General features: G+C 71.8%; 17 protein-coding genes. 7 read left to right on the forward strand and 10 right to left on the reverse strand.

Annotation, left to right across the window (positions count from 1 at the left end; genetic code table 11):
- Window positions 1-111: 111 nt before the first annotated feature.
- A complete protein-coding gene (locus OG379_RS22115) occupies window positions 112-3,291 on the forward strand; it encodes a sacsin N-terminal ATP-binding-like domain-containing protein (protein WP_405664835.1) in 3,180 nt (1,059 codons plus the stop codon).
- A gap of 46 nt (window positions 3,292-3,337) precedes the next feature.
- On the opposite strand, the gene OG379_RS22120 is transcribed toward OG379_RS22115, so the two are convergent.
- Window positions 3,338-3,682, reverse strand: a complete 345-nt coding sequence (locus OG379_RS22120; protein WP_405664836.1) for a hypothetical protein — start codon at window positions 3,680-3,682, stop codon at window positions 3,338-3,340.
- Window positions 3,683-3,816: 134 nt separating this feature from the next.
- Between OG379_RS22120 and OG379_RS22125 the strand changes: the two genes are divergently transcribed.
- On the forward strand, window positions 3,817-4,680 hold the full coding sequence (locus OG379_RS22125) for a calcium-binding protein (RefSeq protein WP_405664837.1): 864 nt from the start codon (window positions 3,817-3,819) through the stop codon (window positions 4,678-4,680).
- Here OG379_RS22125 and OG379_RS22130 read toward each other — a convergent pair whose 3' ends face one another.
- The gene (locus OG379_RS22130) at window positions 4,681-7,089 is read right to left on the reverse strand and encodes an HAD-IC family P-type ATPase (RefSeq protein WP_405664838.1); all 2,409 of its coding nucleotides are present in this window, start codon (window positions 7,087-7,089) and stop codon (window positions 4,681-4,683) included.
- Between the two features lie 136 nt (window positions 7,090-7,225).
- Complete coding sequence (locus tag OG379_RS22135) at window positions 7,226-7,507, reverse strand: DUF2530 domain-containing protein (protein WP_393757554.1); 282 nt, start codon at window positions 7,505-7,507, stop codon at window positions 7,226-7,228.
- Between the two features lie 175 nt (window positions 7,508-7,682).
- Between OG379_RS22135 and OG379_RS22140 the strand changes: the two genes are divergently transcribed.
- Entirely contained in the window at window positions 7,683-9,134 is a 1,452-nt protein-coding gene (locus tag OG379_RS22140) for an NCS2 family permease (RefSeq protein ID WP_405664839.1), read from the forward strand.
- 48 nt (window positions 9,135-9,182) lie between these two features.
- Here the strand turns inward: OG379_RS22140 and OG379_RS22145 are convergent, their stop codons facing one another.
- On the reverse strand, window positions 9,183-9,398 hold the full coding sequence (locus tag OG379_RS22145; RefSeq protein WP_187355795.1) for a hypothetical protein: 216 nt from the start codon (window positions 9,396-9,398) through the stop codon (window positions 9,183-9,185).
- 134 nt (window positions 9,399-9,532) lie between these two features.
- Between OG379_RS22145 and OG379_RS22150 the strand changes: the two genes are divergently transcribed.
- The 3 genes from OG379_RS22150 (at window position 9,533) to thpR (ending at window position 12,116) form a co-directional block, all read left to right on the forward strand.
- A complete protein-coding gene (locus OG379_RS22150) occupies window positions 9,533-9,973 on the forward strand; it encodes a MarR family winged helix-turn-helix transcriptional regulator (protein WP_393757558.1) in 441 nt (146 codons plus the stop codon).
- 93 nt (window positions 9,974-10,066) lie between these two features.
- Window positions 10,067-11,401, forward strand: a complete 1,335-nt coding sequence (locus OG379_RS22155) for an MFS transporter (protein ID WP_405664840.1) — start codon at window positions 10,067-10,069, stop codon at window positions 11,399-11,401.
- Between the two features lie 142 nt (window positions 11,402-11,543).
- Window positions 11,544-12,116 carry an RNA 2',3'-cyclic phosphodiesterase gene (thpR, locus tag OG379_RS22160; RefSeq protein WP_405664841.1) on the forward strand — a complete coding sequence of 191 codons (573 nt, stop codon included), beginning with the start codon at window positions 11,544-11,546 and terminating at the stop codon, window positions 12,114-12,116.
- Between the two features lie 142 nt (window positions 12,117-12,258).
- Here the strand turns inward: thpR and OG379_RS22165 are convergent, their stop codons facing one another.
- From OG379_RS22165 to OG379_RS22185, 5 genes are all read right to left on the reverse strand, one after another.
- Window positions 12,259-13,254, reverse strand: coding sequence for an aldo/keto reductase (locus OG379_RS22165; protein ID WP_351272623.1), 996 nt, complete (start codon window positions 13,252-13,254; stop codon window positions 12,259-12,261).
- A 49-nt stretch (window positions 13,255-13,303) separates the two neighbouring features.
- Window positions 13,304-14,278, reverse strand: coding sequence for a prolyl aminopeptidase (gene pip, locus OG379_RS22170; RefSeq protein ID WP_405664842.1), 975 nt, complete (start codon window positions 14,276-14,278; stop codon window positions 13,304-13,306).
- 20 nt (window positions 14,279-14,298) lie between these two features.
- On the reverse strand, window positions 14,299-14,829 hold the full coding sequence (locus tag OG379_RS22175) for a hypothetical protein (protein ID WP_405664843.1): 531 nt from the start codon (window positions 14,827-14,829) through the stop codon (window positions 14,299-14,301).
- A 192-nt stretch (window positions 14,830-15,021) separates the two neighbouring features.
- Window positions 15,022-15,852 (reverse strand): ammonia-dependent NAD(+) synthetase, encoded by an 831-nt coding sequence (gene nadE / locus OG379_RS22180; RefSeq protein WP_405664844.1) that lies wholly within the window; start codon window positions 15,850-15,852, stop codon window positions 15,022-15,024.
- Window positions 15,849-16,340: a hypothetical protein gene (locus tag OG379_RS22185; protein WP_405664845.1), complete on the reverse strand. Its 492-nt coding sequence runs from the start codon at window positions 16,338-16,340 to the stop codon at window positions 15,849-15,851. Before OG379_RS22185 ends, nadE begins: the two co-directional genes overlap by 4 nt.
- Before the next feature lie 90 nt (window positions 16,341-16,430).
- Between OG379_RS22185 and OG379_RS22190 the strand changes: the two genes are divergently transcribed.
- A complete protein-coding gene (locus tag OG379_RS22190; protein ID WP_393757573.1) occupies window positions 16,431-16,799 on the forward strand; it encodes a MerR family transcriptional regulator in 369 nt (122 codons plus the stop codon).
- On the opposite strand, the gene OG379_RS22195 is transcribed toward OG379_RS22190, so the two are convergent.
- Window positions 16,789-17,370, reverse strand: a complete 582-nt coding sequence (locus OG379_RS22195) for a hypothetical protein (RefSeq protein WP_405664846.1) — start codon at window positions 17,368-17,370, stop codon at window positions 16,789-16,791. The genes OG379_RS22190 and OG379_RS22195 overlap by 11 nt on opposite strands.
- Window positions 17,371-17,447: the final 77 nt, after the last annotated feature.

Below are 17,447 nucleotides of genomic sequence, written 5' to 3' on the forward strand. Positions count from 1 at the left end.
TGCTGTTGCTGGTCCCGGGGCCGGCCGACGTCGGGGGCTGCCCCGTCGCGGTACCTTCGGGCGCACACTGGGCGTCACGGGTCACCGGAAGAGCGGAGTACGAGCGTGAGCATGAATGCGACCGAGGGGGCCGATCCGTTCGGGACGGCGCGACTGCGGCGCGGCGTGCTCGACGCCTGGGGAGCGGGCCCGGCCCGCTTCCGGGAGGACGCCAACGCCGAGGAGGACCTCGCGCTGGGCGGCTACCGCGACCGCCTGGTCGTCGAGCTCGCCCAGAACGCCGCCGACGCCGCCGCCCGCGCCGGTGTCCCCGGCCGGCTCCGCCTCACCCTGCACGGGGCGGACGGCGGCAGCCCCGCCGTCCTGGCCGCCGCCAACAACGGCGCGCCCCTCGACGCGACCGGCGTCGAGTCGCTGAGCACCCTGCGCGCCTCCGCCAAGCGCGAGGGGCACGAGTCGTCCGTGGGCCGCTTCGGCGTCGGCTTCGCCGCCGTGCTGGCCGTCAGTGACGAGCCCGCCGTCATCGGACGCCACGGAGGAGTCCGCTGGTCCCTCGCGGAGGCCCGTGACCTCGCGCGGCAGGCGGCCGTCGGCAGCCCCGGCCTCGGCGACGAGCTGCGCCGCCGCGACGGACACGTACCGCTGCTCCGGCTCCCGCTGCCCGCCGAGGGCACCGCGCCCGACGGTTACGACACGGTGGTCGTCCTGCCGCTCCGCGACGGTGTCGCCGAGGACCTCGTGAGCAGGCTGCTCGAAGGCGTCGACGACGCGCTCCTCCTGACGCTGTCCGGCCTCGACGAGGTCGTCATCGAAACCCCCGACGGCGTACGGACGTTGCGTCGCTCGCAGCACGGCCCGTACACGCACGTCGACGACTCCGTGCACGGTCTCCACCGCTGGCGCACCGTCGCCGCCCAGGGCCCCCTGGAGCCCGCTCTGCTGGCCGACCGGCCCGTCGAGGAGCGGCTGCGTCCGCACTGGTCCGTGACGTGGGCCGTGCCCGTGGGCGAGGACGGGGCGCCCCAGCAGCCCCGTACGGCACCCGTCGTGCACGCGCCGACCCCCACCGACGAGCCCCTCGGCGTCCCCGCGCTGCTGATCGCCTCGCTGCCGCTGGACACCACCCGCCGGCACCCCGCGCCGGGCCCGCTGACCGACTTCCTGGTGGAGCGTGCCGCCGACGCCTACGCCGAGCTGCTCGCCGGGTGGGAGCCCGTCTCCGTCGCCACGATCGCGCTGGTGCCGAGCGTGCTCGGCAAGGGGCAGCTCGACGGGGCCCTGCGGGCCGCGATCCTGGAGCGGCTGCCCCGGGTGGCGTTCCTGGAGCCCGCCGCGCCCCGGGACCCCGCCGAGGCCGCGGCCCAGTGGGACGACTGGGACGGCGCCGGGGCACCGAGCCCGGGGACGACCGCGCTGCGGCCCGTCGAGGCCGAGGTGGTCGAGGGCGTGGGCGACCGGACCGTACGGGTCCTCGCCGAGGTCCTGCCCTGTCTGCTGCCCGCCGGCCTCGAACGCCGCGTCGAGCTGCGCACGCTCGGCGTCGCCCGCGTCCCGCTGACCGAGGCCATCGACCGGCTGGCCGGTCTGGAGCGCGACCCGGACTGGTGGCGGCGGCTGTACGACAGCCTGGCCGGCGTCGACCCCGACCGGCTCTCCGGACTGCCCGTGCCCCTCGCGGGCCCGGTGGACGCGCCGCCCCGCACCACGATCGGCCCCCGTCAGGTCCTCCTGCCGCTGCCGGACGCGCTCACCTCGCCCGTCCTCGCCCGGCTGGCCCGGCTCGGGCTGAAGGTCGCCCACCCGGACGCCGCGCACCCCCTGCTGGAGAAGCTCGGCGCCCTGCCGGCCACGCCCCGCGCCGTCCTGCGGACCCCGCAGGTCCGGGCCGCCGTCGCCGGTTCGCTGGACGCGGGCGAGATCTGGGACGAGGACGCCCTGGACGGGGACGAGCTCGCCGAGACCGTCCTCACGCTCGTACGCGACGCGGACCTCGCGCCCGGCGACGAGCCCTGGCTGGGCGCGCTCGCCCTGCCCGACGAGGACGGCGAACCCGCCCCCGCCGGCGAACTCGTGCTGCCGGACAGCCCGTTCGCCCAGGTGATGCGTGAGGGCGAACTCGCCCTGTGCGACGCGGAGCTGGCCGGCCGCTGGGGCGAACAGCCCCTGACCGCCTGCGGGGTGCTGGCCACCTTCGCCCTCGTACGGGCCACCGACGTCGTCCTGGACCCGGACGAACTGGAGCCCCGCGAAGGCGACTTCGCCGAGCCCGACGACGCGGGCCTGCTCGACGCCGTCGACGTGTGGTGCGAGGACGTCCTGGACCAGCTCCCGGACACCCCCGTGCCGCCGGTCGCCACCGAGCTCGTCGCCGTACGCGACCTGGACCTCGTCGACGACGACGCCTGGCCGCAGGCGCTGGCGATGCTCGCCCTCCCGCCGCTGCGCGACGCGCTGACCCAGCCGGTACGGGTGCTGCTCCCGGACGGTACGACGCAGTCGGTGCGGCCCTACACCGCGTGGTGGCTGCGCGACCACCCCGTGCTCGACGGCCGCCGCCCGGCCGGCCTGCGCGCGGCGGGCGGTGACCCGCGCCTGGCGGGCCTGTACGACTCCGCCGACGCGACGGGCTTCGACGACGCGCAGGTGCTGCGCGCCCTCGGCGTACGGACCTCGGTGGCGGCGCTCCTGGACGAGCCGGGCGGGGCGGCCGAGCTGCTGGGCCGGCTCGCCGACGAGGACCGCCCCGTCGGCCCCGTGCAGCTGCACTCGCTCTACACGGCGCTCGCCGAGCTGGACCCCGAACAGGTCACGCTGCCCGACGAGTTGCGGGCCGTCGTGGACGACGAGGTGCGGGTCGCCGACGCGGCCGACGTCGTGATCGCCGACGCCCCCGACCTGCTGCCGCTGACCGGCGGGCTCCCGCTGCTCCCGGTGGCCCCGGCCCGGGCGGCCGAGCTGGCGGACCTGCTCCAGGTGCGGCGGCTCGGCGAGAGCGTCGAGGCCGTGGTGACGACGGAGGGCGAGGAGCACCAGGTGCCGGAGTCCGTACGGATTCTGCTCGGCGCCGGGACCCCCGACACGTACGTCGAGCACAGCGAACTGCGCGCGGGCGGCGTCGAGCTGGACTGGCGCCGCACCCCGGACGGTGTGGTCCACGCGTCGACGGTGGAGGGCGTGGCGGCCGGCCTCGCCTGGGCGGCCGGCCAGTGGCCGCGCCGCTTCGAGGTGGCGGCGCTCCTGGAGGACCCGTCCCGCACGGAGGAGCTGGCCCGGGACCGCTGGTTCGACTGACGGCCGGGAACCGTGAGGCTGTCGGAGACCCGCGACGGGGCGGGTCTCACAGCTCCTGGACGTACCGCTTCGCGACGACCAGCGAGGCGAGCGGGTGGTCGCCCCGGACCGCCTTGATCGCCGCGACGTCCCCACGGGCGCCGCGTACGGCGCGGACCTTGTCCTCGTCGACCTGGCGCCGGAACCCTTCGTAGGTTCCGTAGTGGTCCCAGAACGCGCGCTTCCGCCTGCGGGCGGCACGTTCGCCGGCGACGCCCAGCGCTCCTGAGACCGCGATCGCGACGACACCGGTGAGCAGGTCGACCATCCGTGTCCCCTTTCCGCTCCGGAAGGCGTCCGGGTGCACCGGTGTTGATACAGGCCCGATCTTGCGGACCGGTGTGATCTTCACAAGAAATGCATTCTCAGGGCACAACCATTCACATACGGGCGCTGTCTGATCATGCGAGTCATCAGACTCATCGACCAGTTGGGGCCCGCCGGGTGCACACCACCTCGCGGGTCCCCTGCTCCACAGGGGACCACATGCGTATTCGTGCCACCGTCGCCGCTGTTTCCGGCGCCCTGGCTCTGTCCGCTCTCGCCGTACCGGCCGCGCAGGCGGGGGACCAGGAAGTCCCGAACCTGGACAGGCCCACCGCGGCCGAGGTCTTCGGCACCGGGGCCAAGGCCCCTCGCGCGGCCGCGCGCGCCGCCGTGGCGACTCCGGTGATCTCCAAGGTCGTCATCAACGGCGGCAAGGACGTCGTCGTCGGCACCACGGCCGCGAAGAAGATCACCGTCTCCGTCACCGCCTCGCACCCGTCCGGCATCGTCGACGGCTACATCGACCTGTGGCACGGCACGAACGTGGACTCCGGTCTCGACGGGGTGCTGCTGCCGAACGAGGACGCGGCGTCCTGCAAGAACGTCAACGCCACGACCGCCACCTGCACGATGACGATCACGGCGTACCCGGGCTACGACCTGTACAAGAACACGCTGGCCGGTACCTGGAAGGTCACCGCCGGCGCGCTCGCCGGCGACCAGTCGGTCGCGTGGAACGACTACCAGGCCACGGCCCGCGTCCAGCGTCTCTCCAAGCTGACCGTCAACGCCGCGCCGGAGCCCGTCAAGAAGGGCAAGACCATCACGGTCACCGGCAAGCTCTCGCGTGCCAACTGGGAGAACGGCACGTACATGGGCTACACCGTGCAGCCCGTCAAGCTGCAGTTCCGCAAGAAGACCAGCAGCACCTACACCACCGTCAAGACCATCAAGACGAACAGCACCGGTGCGCTGAAGACCACGGTCAAGGCCTCGGTGGACGGCTACTGGCGCTACAGCTTCGCCGGCACCTCGACCACCCCGGCCGTCACGACCGCGGGTGACTTCGTCGACGTGAAGTAGTCACGAGCGGAAGCGGCGGCCGACCATACGCCAGGCCAGTTCCAGGACGGCCGCCGCGACCACCGCGATCCCCACCGCCGCCCACGGCATCGTCGTCCCCACCAGCTTCAGCGCGAAGAAGCCCTGGAGCCAGGGCACCGCGAGCACGACGAGGAAGCACAGGCCCATCGTCGCCACCAGGGCGACCCGCCACCACGTGTAGGGGCGGGCGATGATCGCCAGGACCCACATGGAGACCAGGAACAGCGTGAGGGTCGCCGCGCTCGTCTCCGCGTCCAGCGCCCCCGTACCGGCGTAGTGGTGGCGGGCGACCAGATACGTGGTGAAGGTGGCCGCCGCCGCGATCACCCCGGAGGGGATCGCGTACCGCATGACACGGCGTACGAAGTGCGGCTGGGCCCGCTCCTTGTTGGGGGCGAGCGCCAGGAAGAACGCCGGGACGCCGATCGTCAGCGTGGACAGCAGCGTGAGGTGGCGCGGCAGGAACGGGTACTCCACCTGGAAGCAGACCACCAGGATCGCCAGCAGCACCGAGTAGACGGTCTTCGTCAGGAACAGGGTGGCGACCCGGGTGATGTTCCCGATGACCCGCCGCCCCTCGGCCACGACGGACGGCAGCGTCGCGAAGCTGTTGTCCATCAGCACGATCTGGGCCACCGCGCGGGTCGCCTCCGAGCCCGAGCCCATCGAGACCCCGATGTCGGCGTCCTTCAGCGCCAGCACGTCGTTGACGCCGTCACCGGTCATCGCGACCGTGTGCCCGCGTGACTGGAGCGCCCCGACCATGTCCCGCTTCTGCTGCGGGGTGACCCGGCCGAAGACCGCGTTCCGCTCGATCTCCGTCGCCATGTCGTCGCTGTCCTCGGGCAGCCGGCGGGCGTCCAGGGGGTGCTCGGCACCCGGCATCCCCAGCTTCTGGGCCACCGCGCCGACCGAGACGGCGTTGTCGCCGGAGATGACCTTCGCCGCGACGTTCTGGTCGTCGAAGTAGGCCAGCGTGTCTCCGGCGTCGGGCCGCAGCCGCTGCTCCAGGACGACGAGCGCGGTGGGCACGGCCTCGGAGGCGGCCTCGGGGGAGTCCAGCTCGCCCCGCACCCGGGCGAGGAGCAGGACCCGCAGTCCCTGCTCGTTGAGGTGGCCGGTCTCGGCGAGGGCGGGGTCGTCGGGGCCCAGCAGCACATCGGGGGCGCCCAGCAGCCAGGCGGACGCGTCGCCGTCGCCCTCGGTGAAGGCGGCCCCGCTGTACTTGCGGGCCGAGGAGAACGGCATGGCCTGCGTGACGCCCCAGCCCTCCCCGTCCGGGTAGGCGTCGATGATGGCCTGGAGGCTGGCGTTGGGCCGGGGATCGGAGGCGCCGAGGGCGCCCAGGACGCGGCGTACGTACTCCTCGTCGGAGCCGTTCAGCGGGCGGACCTCGGTGACGTCCATGCCGCCCTCGGTGAGGGTGCCGGTCTTGTCCAGGCAGACGACGTCGACCCGGGCCAGGCCCTCGATGGCGGGCAGCTCCTGCACGAGGCACTGCTTGCGGCCGAGCCGGATGACCCCGATCGCGAAGGCGACCGAGGTGAGGAGCACCAGGCCCTCGGGGATCATCGGGACGATGCCGCCGACCGTGCGGGCCACCGAGTCCTTGAAGTTGTTGTCCTTGACGACCAGCTGGCTGATGATGAGCCCGATCGCCGTCGGCACCATCATCCAGGTCACGTACTTGAGGATCGTGCTGATGCCGCTGCGGAGCTCGGACTGCACGAGGGTGAAGCGGGACGCCTCCTCGGCGAGCTGCGCGGCGTAGGCCTCGCGGCCGACCTTGGTGGCGGTGAACGACCCGCCTCCGGCGACGACGAAGCTGCCGGACATCACCGGGTCGCCGGGTCGCTTGACCACGGGGTCGGCCTCGCCCGTCAGGAGCGACTCGTCGATCTCCAGGCTGTCGGCCTCGGCGACGGTGCCGTCCACGACGGCCTTGTCCCCGGGACCCAGCTCGACCAGGTCGCCGAGCACGATCTCGGAGACGGAGACCTCCGCGGCCTTCCCGTCGCGCCGTACGGTCGGTTTCGCCTCGCCGATCACCGCGAGGCTGTCCAGGGTCTTCTTGGCGCGCCACTCCTGGACGATGCCGATCCCCGTGTTGGCGATGATCACGAAGCCGAAGAGGCTGTCCTGGATCGGCGCGACGAACAACATGATCACCCAGAGCACGCCGATGATCAGGTTGAACCGGGTGAGGACGTTCGCGCGGACGATCTCGGTGACGGAGCGGGACGAGCGGACCGGTACGTCGTTGACCTCGCCCCGGGCGACCCGTTCGGCGACCTCGGCGTTGGTCAGCCCGCCCGGTGGCGCGGGCGCCGGCGAGGTCCGTACGGGGTCCGGCTGATCACCGAAGGAATCGAGTGCCCGCTGCGTCATGATTCCGACCGTACGGGCGGAAGGGGCGGTTCACCCGCCGGGCGCCGGAAGATCCGACCGGGGGAGGACCGGAATGGGCCCACGGTCGTACGACAGGGACCGGGGCCGGGGGATCAGGGCCGTACGGGCCCCGGTGTCAGCGGTGCGCGCCGTCGGGCGCGTCGGCGGCGGCCTGCGCGGCGGCCCGCTTGAGCGCGGCGTCCCGCCCCCGGACGTACCAGATGCCGATCAGGCCCAGTCCGGCACCGGCCAGGCAGACCCAGATCCACCAGGCGTGACCCCGGTCGTCGAACCAGCCGTAGAAGGGAACCTGCACGACGAAGAGGACGAACCAGAGGATCGTGCCGCCCGTGACGGTGGCGACGACCGGGCCCTCCAGGGGCTCGGGCGCCTCGTGCTTCGGTGTCCACTTCTGCATGCGGTCAGTCTACGGGCTGTGCTGCGGGCCAGTCGGCCCAAGGATCTACGCGCGGAGATAGCGATCTTTCCCTTATGTATTCATACTGAATCTGCTTGTGGATGACTCGATTCATTCGTGTGAACATCCAAATCTGACTGCTTTCATCCCCCCGATGCACGACTGAAGGTCATACATGTCCTCCTCGGCCACCGCTCCGGTCGATCAGCCGCCGATGCCGCAGCAGCCTCACGGTGTCCTTGATCGTTACTTCAAGATCTCCGAGCGGGGGTCGACGGTCGCGCGCGAGGTCCGTGGTGGCTTCGCCACGTTCTTCGCGATGGCGTACATCATCGTGCTCAACCCGATCATCCTCGGCAGCGCGAAGGACATGTACGGGCACCAGCTCGACGGTGGCCAGCTCGTCACGGCCACCGTGCTGGCGGCCGCGTTCTCCACGCTCCTGATGGGCGTCATCGGCAACGTGCCGATCGCGCTCGCCGCGGGCCTCGGCGTCAACACCGTCGTCGCCCTCCAGCTCGCCCCCCGGATGAGCTGGCCCGACGCGATGGGCATGGTCGTCCTCGCGGGCATCGTCGTCATGCTGCTCGTCGCGACCGGGCTGCGCGAGCGCGTGATGAACGCGGTGCCGCGCTCGCTCCGCAAGGGCATCGCGATGGGCATCGGCCTCTTCGTGCTCCTGGTCGGCCTGGTCGACTCCGGCTTCGTCTCCCGCATCCCGGACGCCGCGCACACCACGGTGCCGCTGCAGCTCGGCAACGACGGTCACCTCAACGGCTGGCCGGTCCTGGTCTTCGTCCTGGGCACGCTGCTCACCCTCGCGCTGATCGTCCGCAAGGTGCCGGGCGCGATCCTGCTCTCCATCGTCGTCATGACGGTCGTCGCGCTGGTCATCGACGCGGTCGCCGACCTGCCGGCCGGCGCCTGGGGGCTGACCGTCCCGGAGTGGCCCGGCAATCCGGTGGCCTCCCCGGACTTCGGGCTGATCGGTCAGGTCAGCCTGTTCGGCGGCTTCGGGAAGGTCGGCCTCCTGACCGGCATCCTCTTCGTCTTCACCGTGCTGCTGTCCTGCTTCTTCGACGCGATGGGCACCATCCTCGGCGTCGGCGACGAGGCCAAGCTGATGGACAAGGACGGCCACTTCCCGGGCATCAACAAGGTCCTCCTCGTCGACGGTGTCGCCGTCGCCGCGGGTGGCGTGAGCTCCTCCTCCGCGTCGACCTGCTTCGTCGAGTCCACGGCGGGCGTCGGCGAGGGCGCCCGTACCGGGCTCGCGAGCGTGGTCAGCGGGCTGCTCTTCTCGGTGGCGCTGCTCCTGACGCCGCTGGCGACGATGGTCCCCTCACAGGCGGCCACCCCGGCGCTGATCGCGGTCGGTTTCCTGATCCTCGCGGGCAATGTGCGGGACGTCGACTGGAGCGACTACACGCTCGCCATCCCGGCCTTCATGGCCATGCTGATGATGCCGCTCACGTACTCGATCACCAACGGCATCGGCATCGGCTGCATCGCCTTCAGCGTCATGCGCCTGGCGGCCGGGCGAGGCCGGGAGGTCCCGATGGCGATGTACGTGGTGTCCGCGGTCTTCGTCTTCTACTACGCGATGCCGGCGCTCGGCCTCACGTAAGCGCGCACCTGGACGCGCGAAGTTTTCACCCCTGCGGGGCGGAGCCCGTCATGTGACCCGGTCGGCCGGGTCGGCGTGACGGGTCTCCGCCCCGTAGAACTTCTCCGTCTCGTCGACGGCGGCGTGGAAACGTTCGTCGAAATCGTCGCGTACGAGCGTCTGGACCACGTAGTCCTGGACGCTCATTCCGCGTCTCGCGGCGTGCCGGCGGAGCCGGTCGAGCAGCTCACCGTCTATGCGCAGGCTGAGCACTGTCGATCCCATGCCAAGCAGGGTCGCGGCACGTGCGGCCTTTTCGCGCGTCTTTCCGCCTCATACTCACTCGTTCGGGTGATCAGTTTCTCGCGCGTGTACCACCGGGTGGTATTTAGCATGGCTAATGAGTTACGCTAAGGAACATGCCTGACCTGATCCACGACGGTGACAGTGCCGCCGCCGTGAGCTCCCTCCGCTCCGCCGTGATGCTGCTGGGCCGGCGACTGAAGCACCAGCGCGTCGACGAGTCGCTGAGCCCCACCGAGATGTCGGTGCTCGGCACACTCGCCCGCTGCGGTTCAGCCACCCCCGGTGAGCTGGCCCGCAAGGAGCACGTGCAGCCGCCGTCGATGACCCGCATCGTCGCGCTGCTGGAAGCGAAGGGCCTGGTCAGACTGGAACCGCACCCCGATGACCGTCGGCAGAAGATGGTCAGCCGGACCGAGCAGGCGGAAGCCATGCTCGCCGAGAGCCGCGACAAGCGGAACGCCTGGCTGACCAGACTCGCCGAGGGCCTGGACGAGGACGAGTGGGAGAAGCTGCGGGCCGCCGCGCCCGTGCTGGAGAAGCTCGCCCACCTGTGACCCCTTCGGGCGCCGCCGGACCCCGGTCCGCAGCGCCCGCAGTCACGTCCCCGTCAGTACGAACGCCGTATACGTCCGAGGAGGCGAACTCTTTTGAGTACGGGATCCGGAGCAGACTCCGCCCCCGCACCGACTTCCACCCACGAGAGCAAGACCGGCGGGACCTTCTCGTCGCTGAAGATCCGTAACTACCGCCTGTTCGCCACGGGCGCCGTGATCTCCAACACCGGTACCTGGATGTCCCGCATCACGCAGGACTGGCTCGTCCTGAGCCTCACCGGGTCCGCCGCCGCCGTCGGTATCACCACGGCCCTCCAGTTCCTTCCGATGCTGCTCTTCGGCCTGTACGGCGGGGTCATCGCCGACCGGCTCCCGAAGCGGCGTCTGCTGCTCATCAGCCAGGCCGCACTCGGCCTCTGCGGCGTCGCGCTCGCCGTCCTGACCCTCTCCGGCGTCGTCGAGGTCTGGCACGTCTACCTGATCGCCTTCCTGCTCGGCATGGTGACCGTCGTCGACAACCCGGCGCGCCAGTCGTTCGTCTCCGAGATGGTCGGCCCCGCGCAGCTGCGCAACGCCGTCAGCCTGAACTCGGCGAACTTCCAGTCCGCCCGGCTCATCGGCCCCGCAGTCGCGGGTGTCCTGATCACGACGGTCGGCAGCGGCTGGGCGTTCATGTTCAACGGGCTGTCCTTCATCGCGCCGCTCGTCGGCCTGATGATGATGCGGACGAGCGAGCTCCACGCGTCCGTGACCGTCAAGCGGGCCAAGGGCCAGCTCCGTGACGGCCTGCGCTATGTATCCGGCAGGCCCGATCTGATCTGGCCGATCGTCCTGGTCGGCTTCGTCGGCACGTTCGGGTTCAACTTCCCGATCTTCCTGACGGCCTTCGCGGACGAGATCTTCCACGGCGGCGCCGGGATGTACTCGTTCTTCAACATCCTCATGGCGGCCGGTTCCCTCGCCGGGGCCCTGCTCGCCGCCCGCCGCCGCTCCTCGCGGCTGCGGATGCTGGTGGCGGCGGGCACCCTGTTCGGTCTGCTGGAGATCGCCGCTGCCCTGTCGCCGTCCGTCTGGCTGTTCTCGCTGCTGCTGCTCCCGATCGGCATGATCGGCCTGACGACCAACATCAGCGCCAACACGAGCGTCCAGATGGCCGCGGACCCGGAGATGCGGGGCCGCGTGATGAGCCTCTACATGATGGTCTTCGCCGGAGGCACACCGGTGGGCGCCCCGATCGTCGGCTGGATCAGCGACACCTACGGCGCCCGGATCGGCATGGTGGCCGGAGGCGCGATCTCGATGCTGGCCGCGATCGGCGTCGGGTTCATGCTGACCCGGGTCGGCGGCCTGCGCCTGAAGGTCGACCTGCGGCCGGGTCGCCCGCGCGTACGAATAGTCCCGCGCGAGCAGCTGGCTACGGCGGCCTGAGAGCCGGTGACACGCGACTGCCCTCCTCCCCGCCGGGAGGAGGGCAGTCGTGCGTTCAGGCGTGCGGGGGAGCCGGCGGTCTCCAGGTGAGGCCGTACGCCGACGGGCCCCGGACACGCCGGGACGCTGGGAGACTCGCCGCATGAGCAGCCAGAGACTCTTCGCCGCCGTCCTGCCGCCCGGTCCCGCCGCCGACGAGCTGGCGGGGGCCCTCGGCCCCCTGCACACCATCCCCGGGGCCGTGAACCTCCGCTGGACCGCCCGTGCGGGCTGGCACTACACGCTGGCCTTTCTGGGGAACGTCGACGAGGAGCTGCTGCCGGAGCTGTACAGCCGGCTGGAGCGTGCCGCGCACCGGACCGAGCCCTTCCCGCTCCGGGTCCACGGTGGCGGCAGGTTCGACGGGCGGGCGCTCTGGGCGGGGGCGGAGGGTGACCTGCCGACGCTGCGGCTGCTGGCGCAGCGGGCGCATGCCGCCGCGCGCAAGGCCGGGATCCCGATGGAGGAGCACCGCCGCTACACCCCCCACCTCACCCTGGCCCGCAGCCGCGACCAGGCCGACCTGACGCCGTACACGGCGGCACTGGAAGGCTTCGAGGGCATGCGCTGGGAGGCCGGGGAGCTCAGTCTCGTACGCAGTGATCTGCCCGTGGACGGGGTGCCGGGGGAGCAGCCGCGGTACGAGGTGGTGCGGGCCTGGCCGCTGGGGCGGTGAGCGGGGCGGTTACGCTCGTCGGGTGGATCCGAAGACCAGAAACCGCATCATGGCCGCCGTGCTCGTACTGATGTTCATCGTCGTCGCGGCGGCGTCCGCCCTCGGGGGCTGAGCCCGCCGAGGACGCACGCACGCGCGCCGGCTACCAGGCGAAGTTCTCCGGCGACGGCCCCGGGCCGGGGAAGATCTCGTCGAGGGCCGACAGCACCTCGTCCGACAGCTCCAGCTCCACCGCCCGCAGCGCCGAGTCGAGCTGCTCACGTGTGCGCGGGCCGGAGATCGGCCCCGTGACGCCGGGACGCGTGAGCAGCCAGGCCAGACCGGCCTCGCCGGGCTCCAGGCCGTGCTTCTCCAGCAGGTCCTCGTACGCCTGGATCTGCGCCCGCACCTTCGGGTCGGCGAGCGCCTCGCCGGACCGGCCGGAGGTGGACCGGGCGCCGCCGCCGTCGCGCTCCTTGCGGATCGCGCCACCGAGCAGTCCGCCGTGCAGCGGCGACCACGGGATGACGCCCAGGCCGTACTCCTGGGCGGCCGGGATGACCTCCATCTCGGCCCCGCGCTCCATCAGGTTGTAGATGCACTGCTCGCTGACCAGGCCGTAGCTGCCCCGCTGCCGGGCCCTCTCGTTGGCCTGGGCGATCTTGTAGCCCGAGAAGTTGGACGAGCCCGCGTAAAGGATCTTGCCCTGCTGGATCAGTACGTCGATGGCCTGCCAGATCTCGTCGATCGGGGTGTCCCGGTCCACGTGGTGGAACTGGTACAGGTCGATGTGGTCCGTCTGCAGCCGCTTGAGGCTGGCGTCGACGGCGCGGCGGATGTTGAGGGCGGAGAGCTTGTCGTGGTTGGGCCACGCCTCGCCGTCCGCGCCCATGTTGCCGTAGACCTTGGTGGCGAGGACGACCTTGTCACGGCGGTCGCCGCCCTGCGCGAACCAGGTGCCGAGGATCTCCTCGGTGCGGCCCTTGTTCTCGCCCCAGCCGTAGACATTCGCGGTGTCGAAGAAATTGACGCCCGCCTCCAGGGCGGCGTCCATGAGCGCGTGGCTGTCGCTCTCGTTGGTCTGGGGGCCGAAGTTCATCGTCCCCAGCACGAGGCGGCTGACCTTGAGTCCGGTGCGTCCGAGCTGCGTGTACTTCATGGAGCCCAAGCCAACTCCTTCGAGCGCGCTCGAAGCAAGAGGGACCTGCTCAGGCGCGCCGTGCGAAACGGTCCAGCGCGGCCAGCACCGCGCGGGTCGTCGCCGGACCTCCCGTGTGGCCCGCGTCGTCGATCACCGTCAGCTCGGCGTCAGGCCAGGCCTTGGCCAGCTCCCAGGCCGTGATCAGCGGACCGCCCAGGTCGAAGCGGCCGTGCACCAGGACGCCGGGGATGCCCGCGAGGCGACCGGCGTCGCGGATCAGCTGCCCCTCCTCCAGCCAGGCGGCGTGCGAGAAGTAGTGCGCGCAGATCCGGACGAACGCCAGTTGGTCACGGCCCGGCCGCCCGCTGTACGGAGCCGGGCCGCTGTGCGTCTCCATGGACAGCACCGCGTCCTCCCAGGCGCACCAGTCGGCCGTCGCCTTCGCCCGGACCTCCGGGTCGGGGCTCTCCGTCCGCCGGGCGTACGCGGCGACGAGGTCCCCCGGGCCCTCGGCCTCCGGGACGCCCGCCCGGAACCGGTCCCACGCCTCGGGGAAGATCTGCCCGGCGCCCCGGTACAGCCAGTCGATCTCGCTGCGCCGGGTCGTCGTCACCGCGGGGATCACGATCTCCGAGACCCGCTCCGGGTGCTGTTCGGCGTAGGCCAGGATCAGTGTGGAGCCCCAGGACCACCCGTGCAGCAGCCATTTCCCGATGCCGAGGTGCTCGCGCAGGAGCTCCATGTCGGCGATCAGGTGCGCCGTCGTGTTGTGCCGCATGTCGGCGGCCGGGTCGCTCGCGTGCGGGGTGGAGCGGCCGCAGTTGCGCTGGTCGAGGAGCACGACGCGGTAGAGGTCCGGGTCGAAGTGCTGCCGGGCCCCTGGCCCGCATCCCGAGCCCGGGCCGCCGTGGACGACGAGGGCGGGCTTGCCGGCCGGGTTGCCGCAGACCTCCCAGTACACGAGGTTGCCGTCGCCGACGTCCAGCATTCCGTGGTCGTAGGGCTCGATCGGCGGGTACTTCCCGTCGGGCTCACGGGGCATGGTGACGGTCCCTCCCGGGGTCACTCGATGACGGTGAACGGGGTATCGGCCTGATTGTCCGTGTCCACGTCGTCCAGGCTCCACACACGGAACGTGGGAGTCTCCGACCCGTTGCCCTCCTCGCTGGGCACGTGGACCTCCGCCGCGAAGCTCCCGTCCGGGCCGGCGGTGACATCGCGCAGATCCTTCTCGACGAACCCGCTGTCCCGGAAGGTGATGCGGATCCGCTCGTCCGGGGCGAAGCCGGTGGCCTTGAGCGTCACCACCGTTCCCGCCGGGGCCCGGTCGGGGACGGCGGTCAGACGCGGCCTGCCGTGCGGTGTCGCGGTCGCCTGACCGGCGGGCAGGGTCTGGAGCGGTGGATCCGACGGGTCCACCGAGGACTCGGACGGTGTCGCCGAGGGCTCGGTGGACGCGGAGGCCGCCGTCGATGTCCCTGCCGGGCCGGCCGCCGACGCCGTGGGCGGGGGCGGGTCCCCGCCCGACACCGCCACGGCGGCGATGACCGCGGCGATGATCGTCGCCGCCGCCGTGATCACGGCGGCGGTCACATGCCGGCCGCCCTCACCCCGCGGGACCGGAGGGTGAGGGGGAGGCGGGGGGATCGGCGGGGTGGGGCTGGACAAGCGAGTCCCCCTGCTGGCTCGTGAAGATCGGTGGAGCCCGTCAGGATAACGGCCGAGGCGCGACGCGCGCCGCCCAATTCCCCTCGCCTCAGGCGGAATTGCGACAGCCCTGCGGGCCTATGGAGCGAGGGGAAGCCGGCGCTTGTGGTCGGTGAGGCGGTAGCGGCCGACGATCGTGTCGAAGGCCTGCTCGTCCACCGGCTTGCCCTCCAGGAAGTCGTCGATGGTGTCGTAGGTGACGCCGAGCGCGTGCTCGTCCGCCTTGCCCGGGTCGAGCGTCTCCAGGTCGGCCGTCGGCACCTTCCCGACCAGCTCGGCCGGCGCGCCGAGTGCCTCCGCGACGGCACGCACCCGGCGCTTGGTCAGCCCGGTCAGCGGGACCAGGTCGGCCGCGCCGTCCCCGAACTTGGTGAAGAAGCCGGACACCGCCTCGGCGGCGTGGTCCGTGCCGACGACGAGGCCGCTGTGCGCTCCGGCCACCGCGTACTGGGCGATCATGCGCTGCCGGGCCTTGACGTTGCCGAGCACGAAGTCCTGGTGGTGGGGGTCGCGGAAGGCCACGTCGCCACCGAGCAGGGACTCCTGCATGGCGTCGGTCGCGGGCTTGATGTCCACGGTCAGCACCTGGTCGGCCTGGATGAAGGAGAGCGCGAGCTGTGCGTCGTGCTCGTCGGCCTGGACGCCGTAGGGCAGCCGCATCGCGTAGAACCGGGCCTCGTGGCCCGCGGCCCTGGCCCGCTCGACGGCGAGCTGGCACAGCCGGCCGGCGGTGGTGGAGTCGACGCCTCCGCTGATGCCGAGCACCAGGGAGCCCAGACCCGTGGAGGTCAGCCGCTCGGCGAGGAAGGCCACGCGGCGCTCGATCTCCTGGTGGGCGTCGAAGGTCTCCGCGACCTCCAGCTCCCTGGCGATTTCCTGCTGCAGGGCGATGTCCGCCGGCTCGCTCACGTCTGCTCCTCGGTCCGGTTCACGGTGCGCTGTCGCGCCCACCCTACCCAGGGCCGCTCTCCCGTCGGCCCGGTGTGATGCCTGCGGAGCCAGGGCGCCAGCTGCGCGATGCCGAAGGCCGCCTCGACGCCGAGGAAGAGCCACAGCAGACCCGGGCCGCCGTGGGCGAGCGCATATGTCTGCCAGGCCGCGAACAAGGCCCGTGCGGCGCCGTCGTACAGGCCGTGGGCCGGCAGCGGATCCATGAGCCGCAGGACGGCCCAGACGACCACGACCGAGCCCATCAGGTTCGCGTACAGGGTCTGCATCGGGTCCCGCGGGGGCAGCGCGCCCAGACCGAGCGCGGTGCCCAGCATGGACAGAGCGTCGTGCAGCAGGCCGTACGTCCACGGTGTGGCGAAGCCGGCCGTGACGACGAGGTCGTACCAGGCGCTCGTGCGTACGACGCGCAGGTAGGGGGCGGAGGAGGGGGCGGGCAGAAGGGGCATCAGGGGCTCCCTGGGGTCTCGGGTAAGCGACGGCCCGACGCTGAACAGTGGAGTACGGTCCAAGGTCAAGCCCGGTGCCGAGGGGGAGCCATGCTGATCGGGGAACTGGCCGCGCAGGCAGGCATGTCGAGGGACGCCATCCGCTTCTACGAGAAGTCCGGGCTCGTCACCAGCGAGCGGCTGCCCAGCGGTTACCGCGACTTCCCGCCGGAGACGGTGGCCTGGCTGCTGTACGTCCGCACCGCGCAGACGCTCGGGTTCTCCCTTGCGGAGATCGCCCGGCACGGCGAGGAGCTGCGGGAGGCGCCCGACCAGGCCGACGCCCTGTCCGCGCTGCTGGAGGAGAGGATCCGGATGATCGACGCGCGCATGGCCGAACTCGCCTCCCTGCGCGCCGAGCTCGACGCCCGCGTGGGCACCGGGTGCCCGCTCCGTGCGGCCGGAGCCGTCAGCCCCTGACGGCCACGTGGTACGCCGACGCCCACAGCGTCACCGCGGACCCCAGACCCACCACGGCGCGTACGCTCCCGTCCGAGAGGCCGACCGCGATCAGCGCGAAGCCGAGGACCGCGACGCCGCTCAGCAGCGCGGCCGTCCCCTTGTACTGCCACTGGTCGTAGAGACGCGCGAGCGGGACGAAGTGCAGGCCGACCACGAGCGCGATGGCCGGCGGAATGAAGGCGGGGTGGCCGGTGGCATTGCACACGGCGATCACCGCGAAGATCGCCGCGAGTTCGACGACGTTGACGATGCCGACCGAACGCGCCCAGTTCGCGGGCAGGGAGACCAGGCGGGGCGAGGGTGCGGCGTCCTTGCGGTAGGCGAGGTGGAAGGCCGCCGCGGTGACCGGTACGGCGATGATCTCGACAGCCAGGGCCGCACCCGACGACGCCAGCCCGGACGCCCCGGCGAAGGCCCACACCAAGGCGAACACCGACAGGACCGCGGTGCCCCGGCGGCGCAGGGTCCGGGTGAGCGCGGCGCACTCGGCGTCCGTGGCCGAGGTGTTCGAGGGCGACGGCTGGATCATTGGGCGAGAGTACAGCGGTCACCGGGCCCACTCGGCGGTTTCGGACCGGAGGGAGAAGGCCTCCACTTACGGAGGCA

The organism is Streptomyces sp. NBC_01166 (genome assembly GCF_045039765.1).
Lineage (GTDB): Bacteria > Actinomycetota > Actinomycetes > Streptomycetales > Streptomycetaceae > Streptomyces.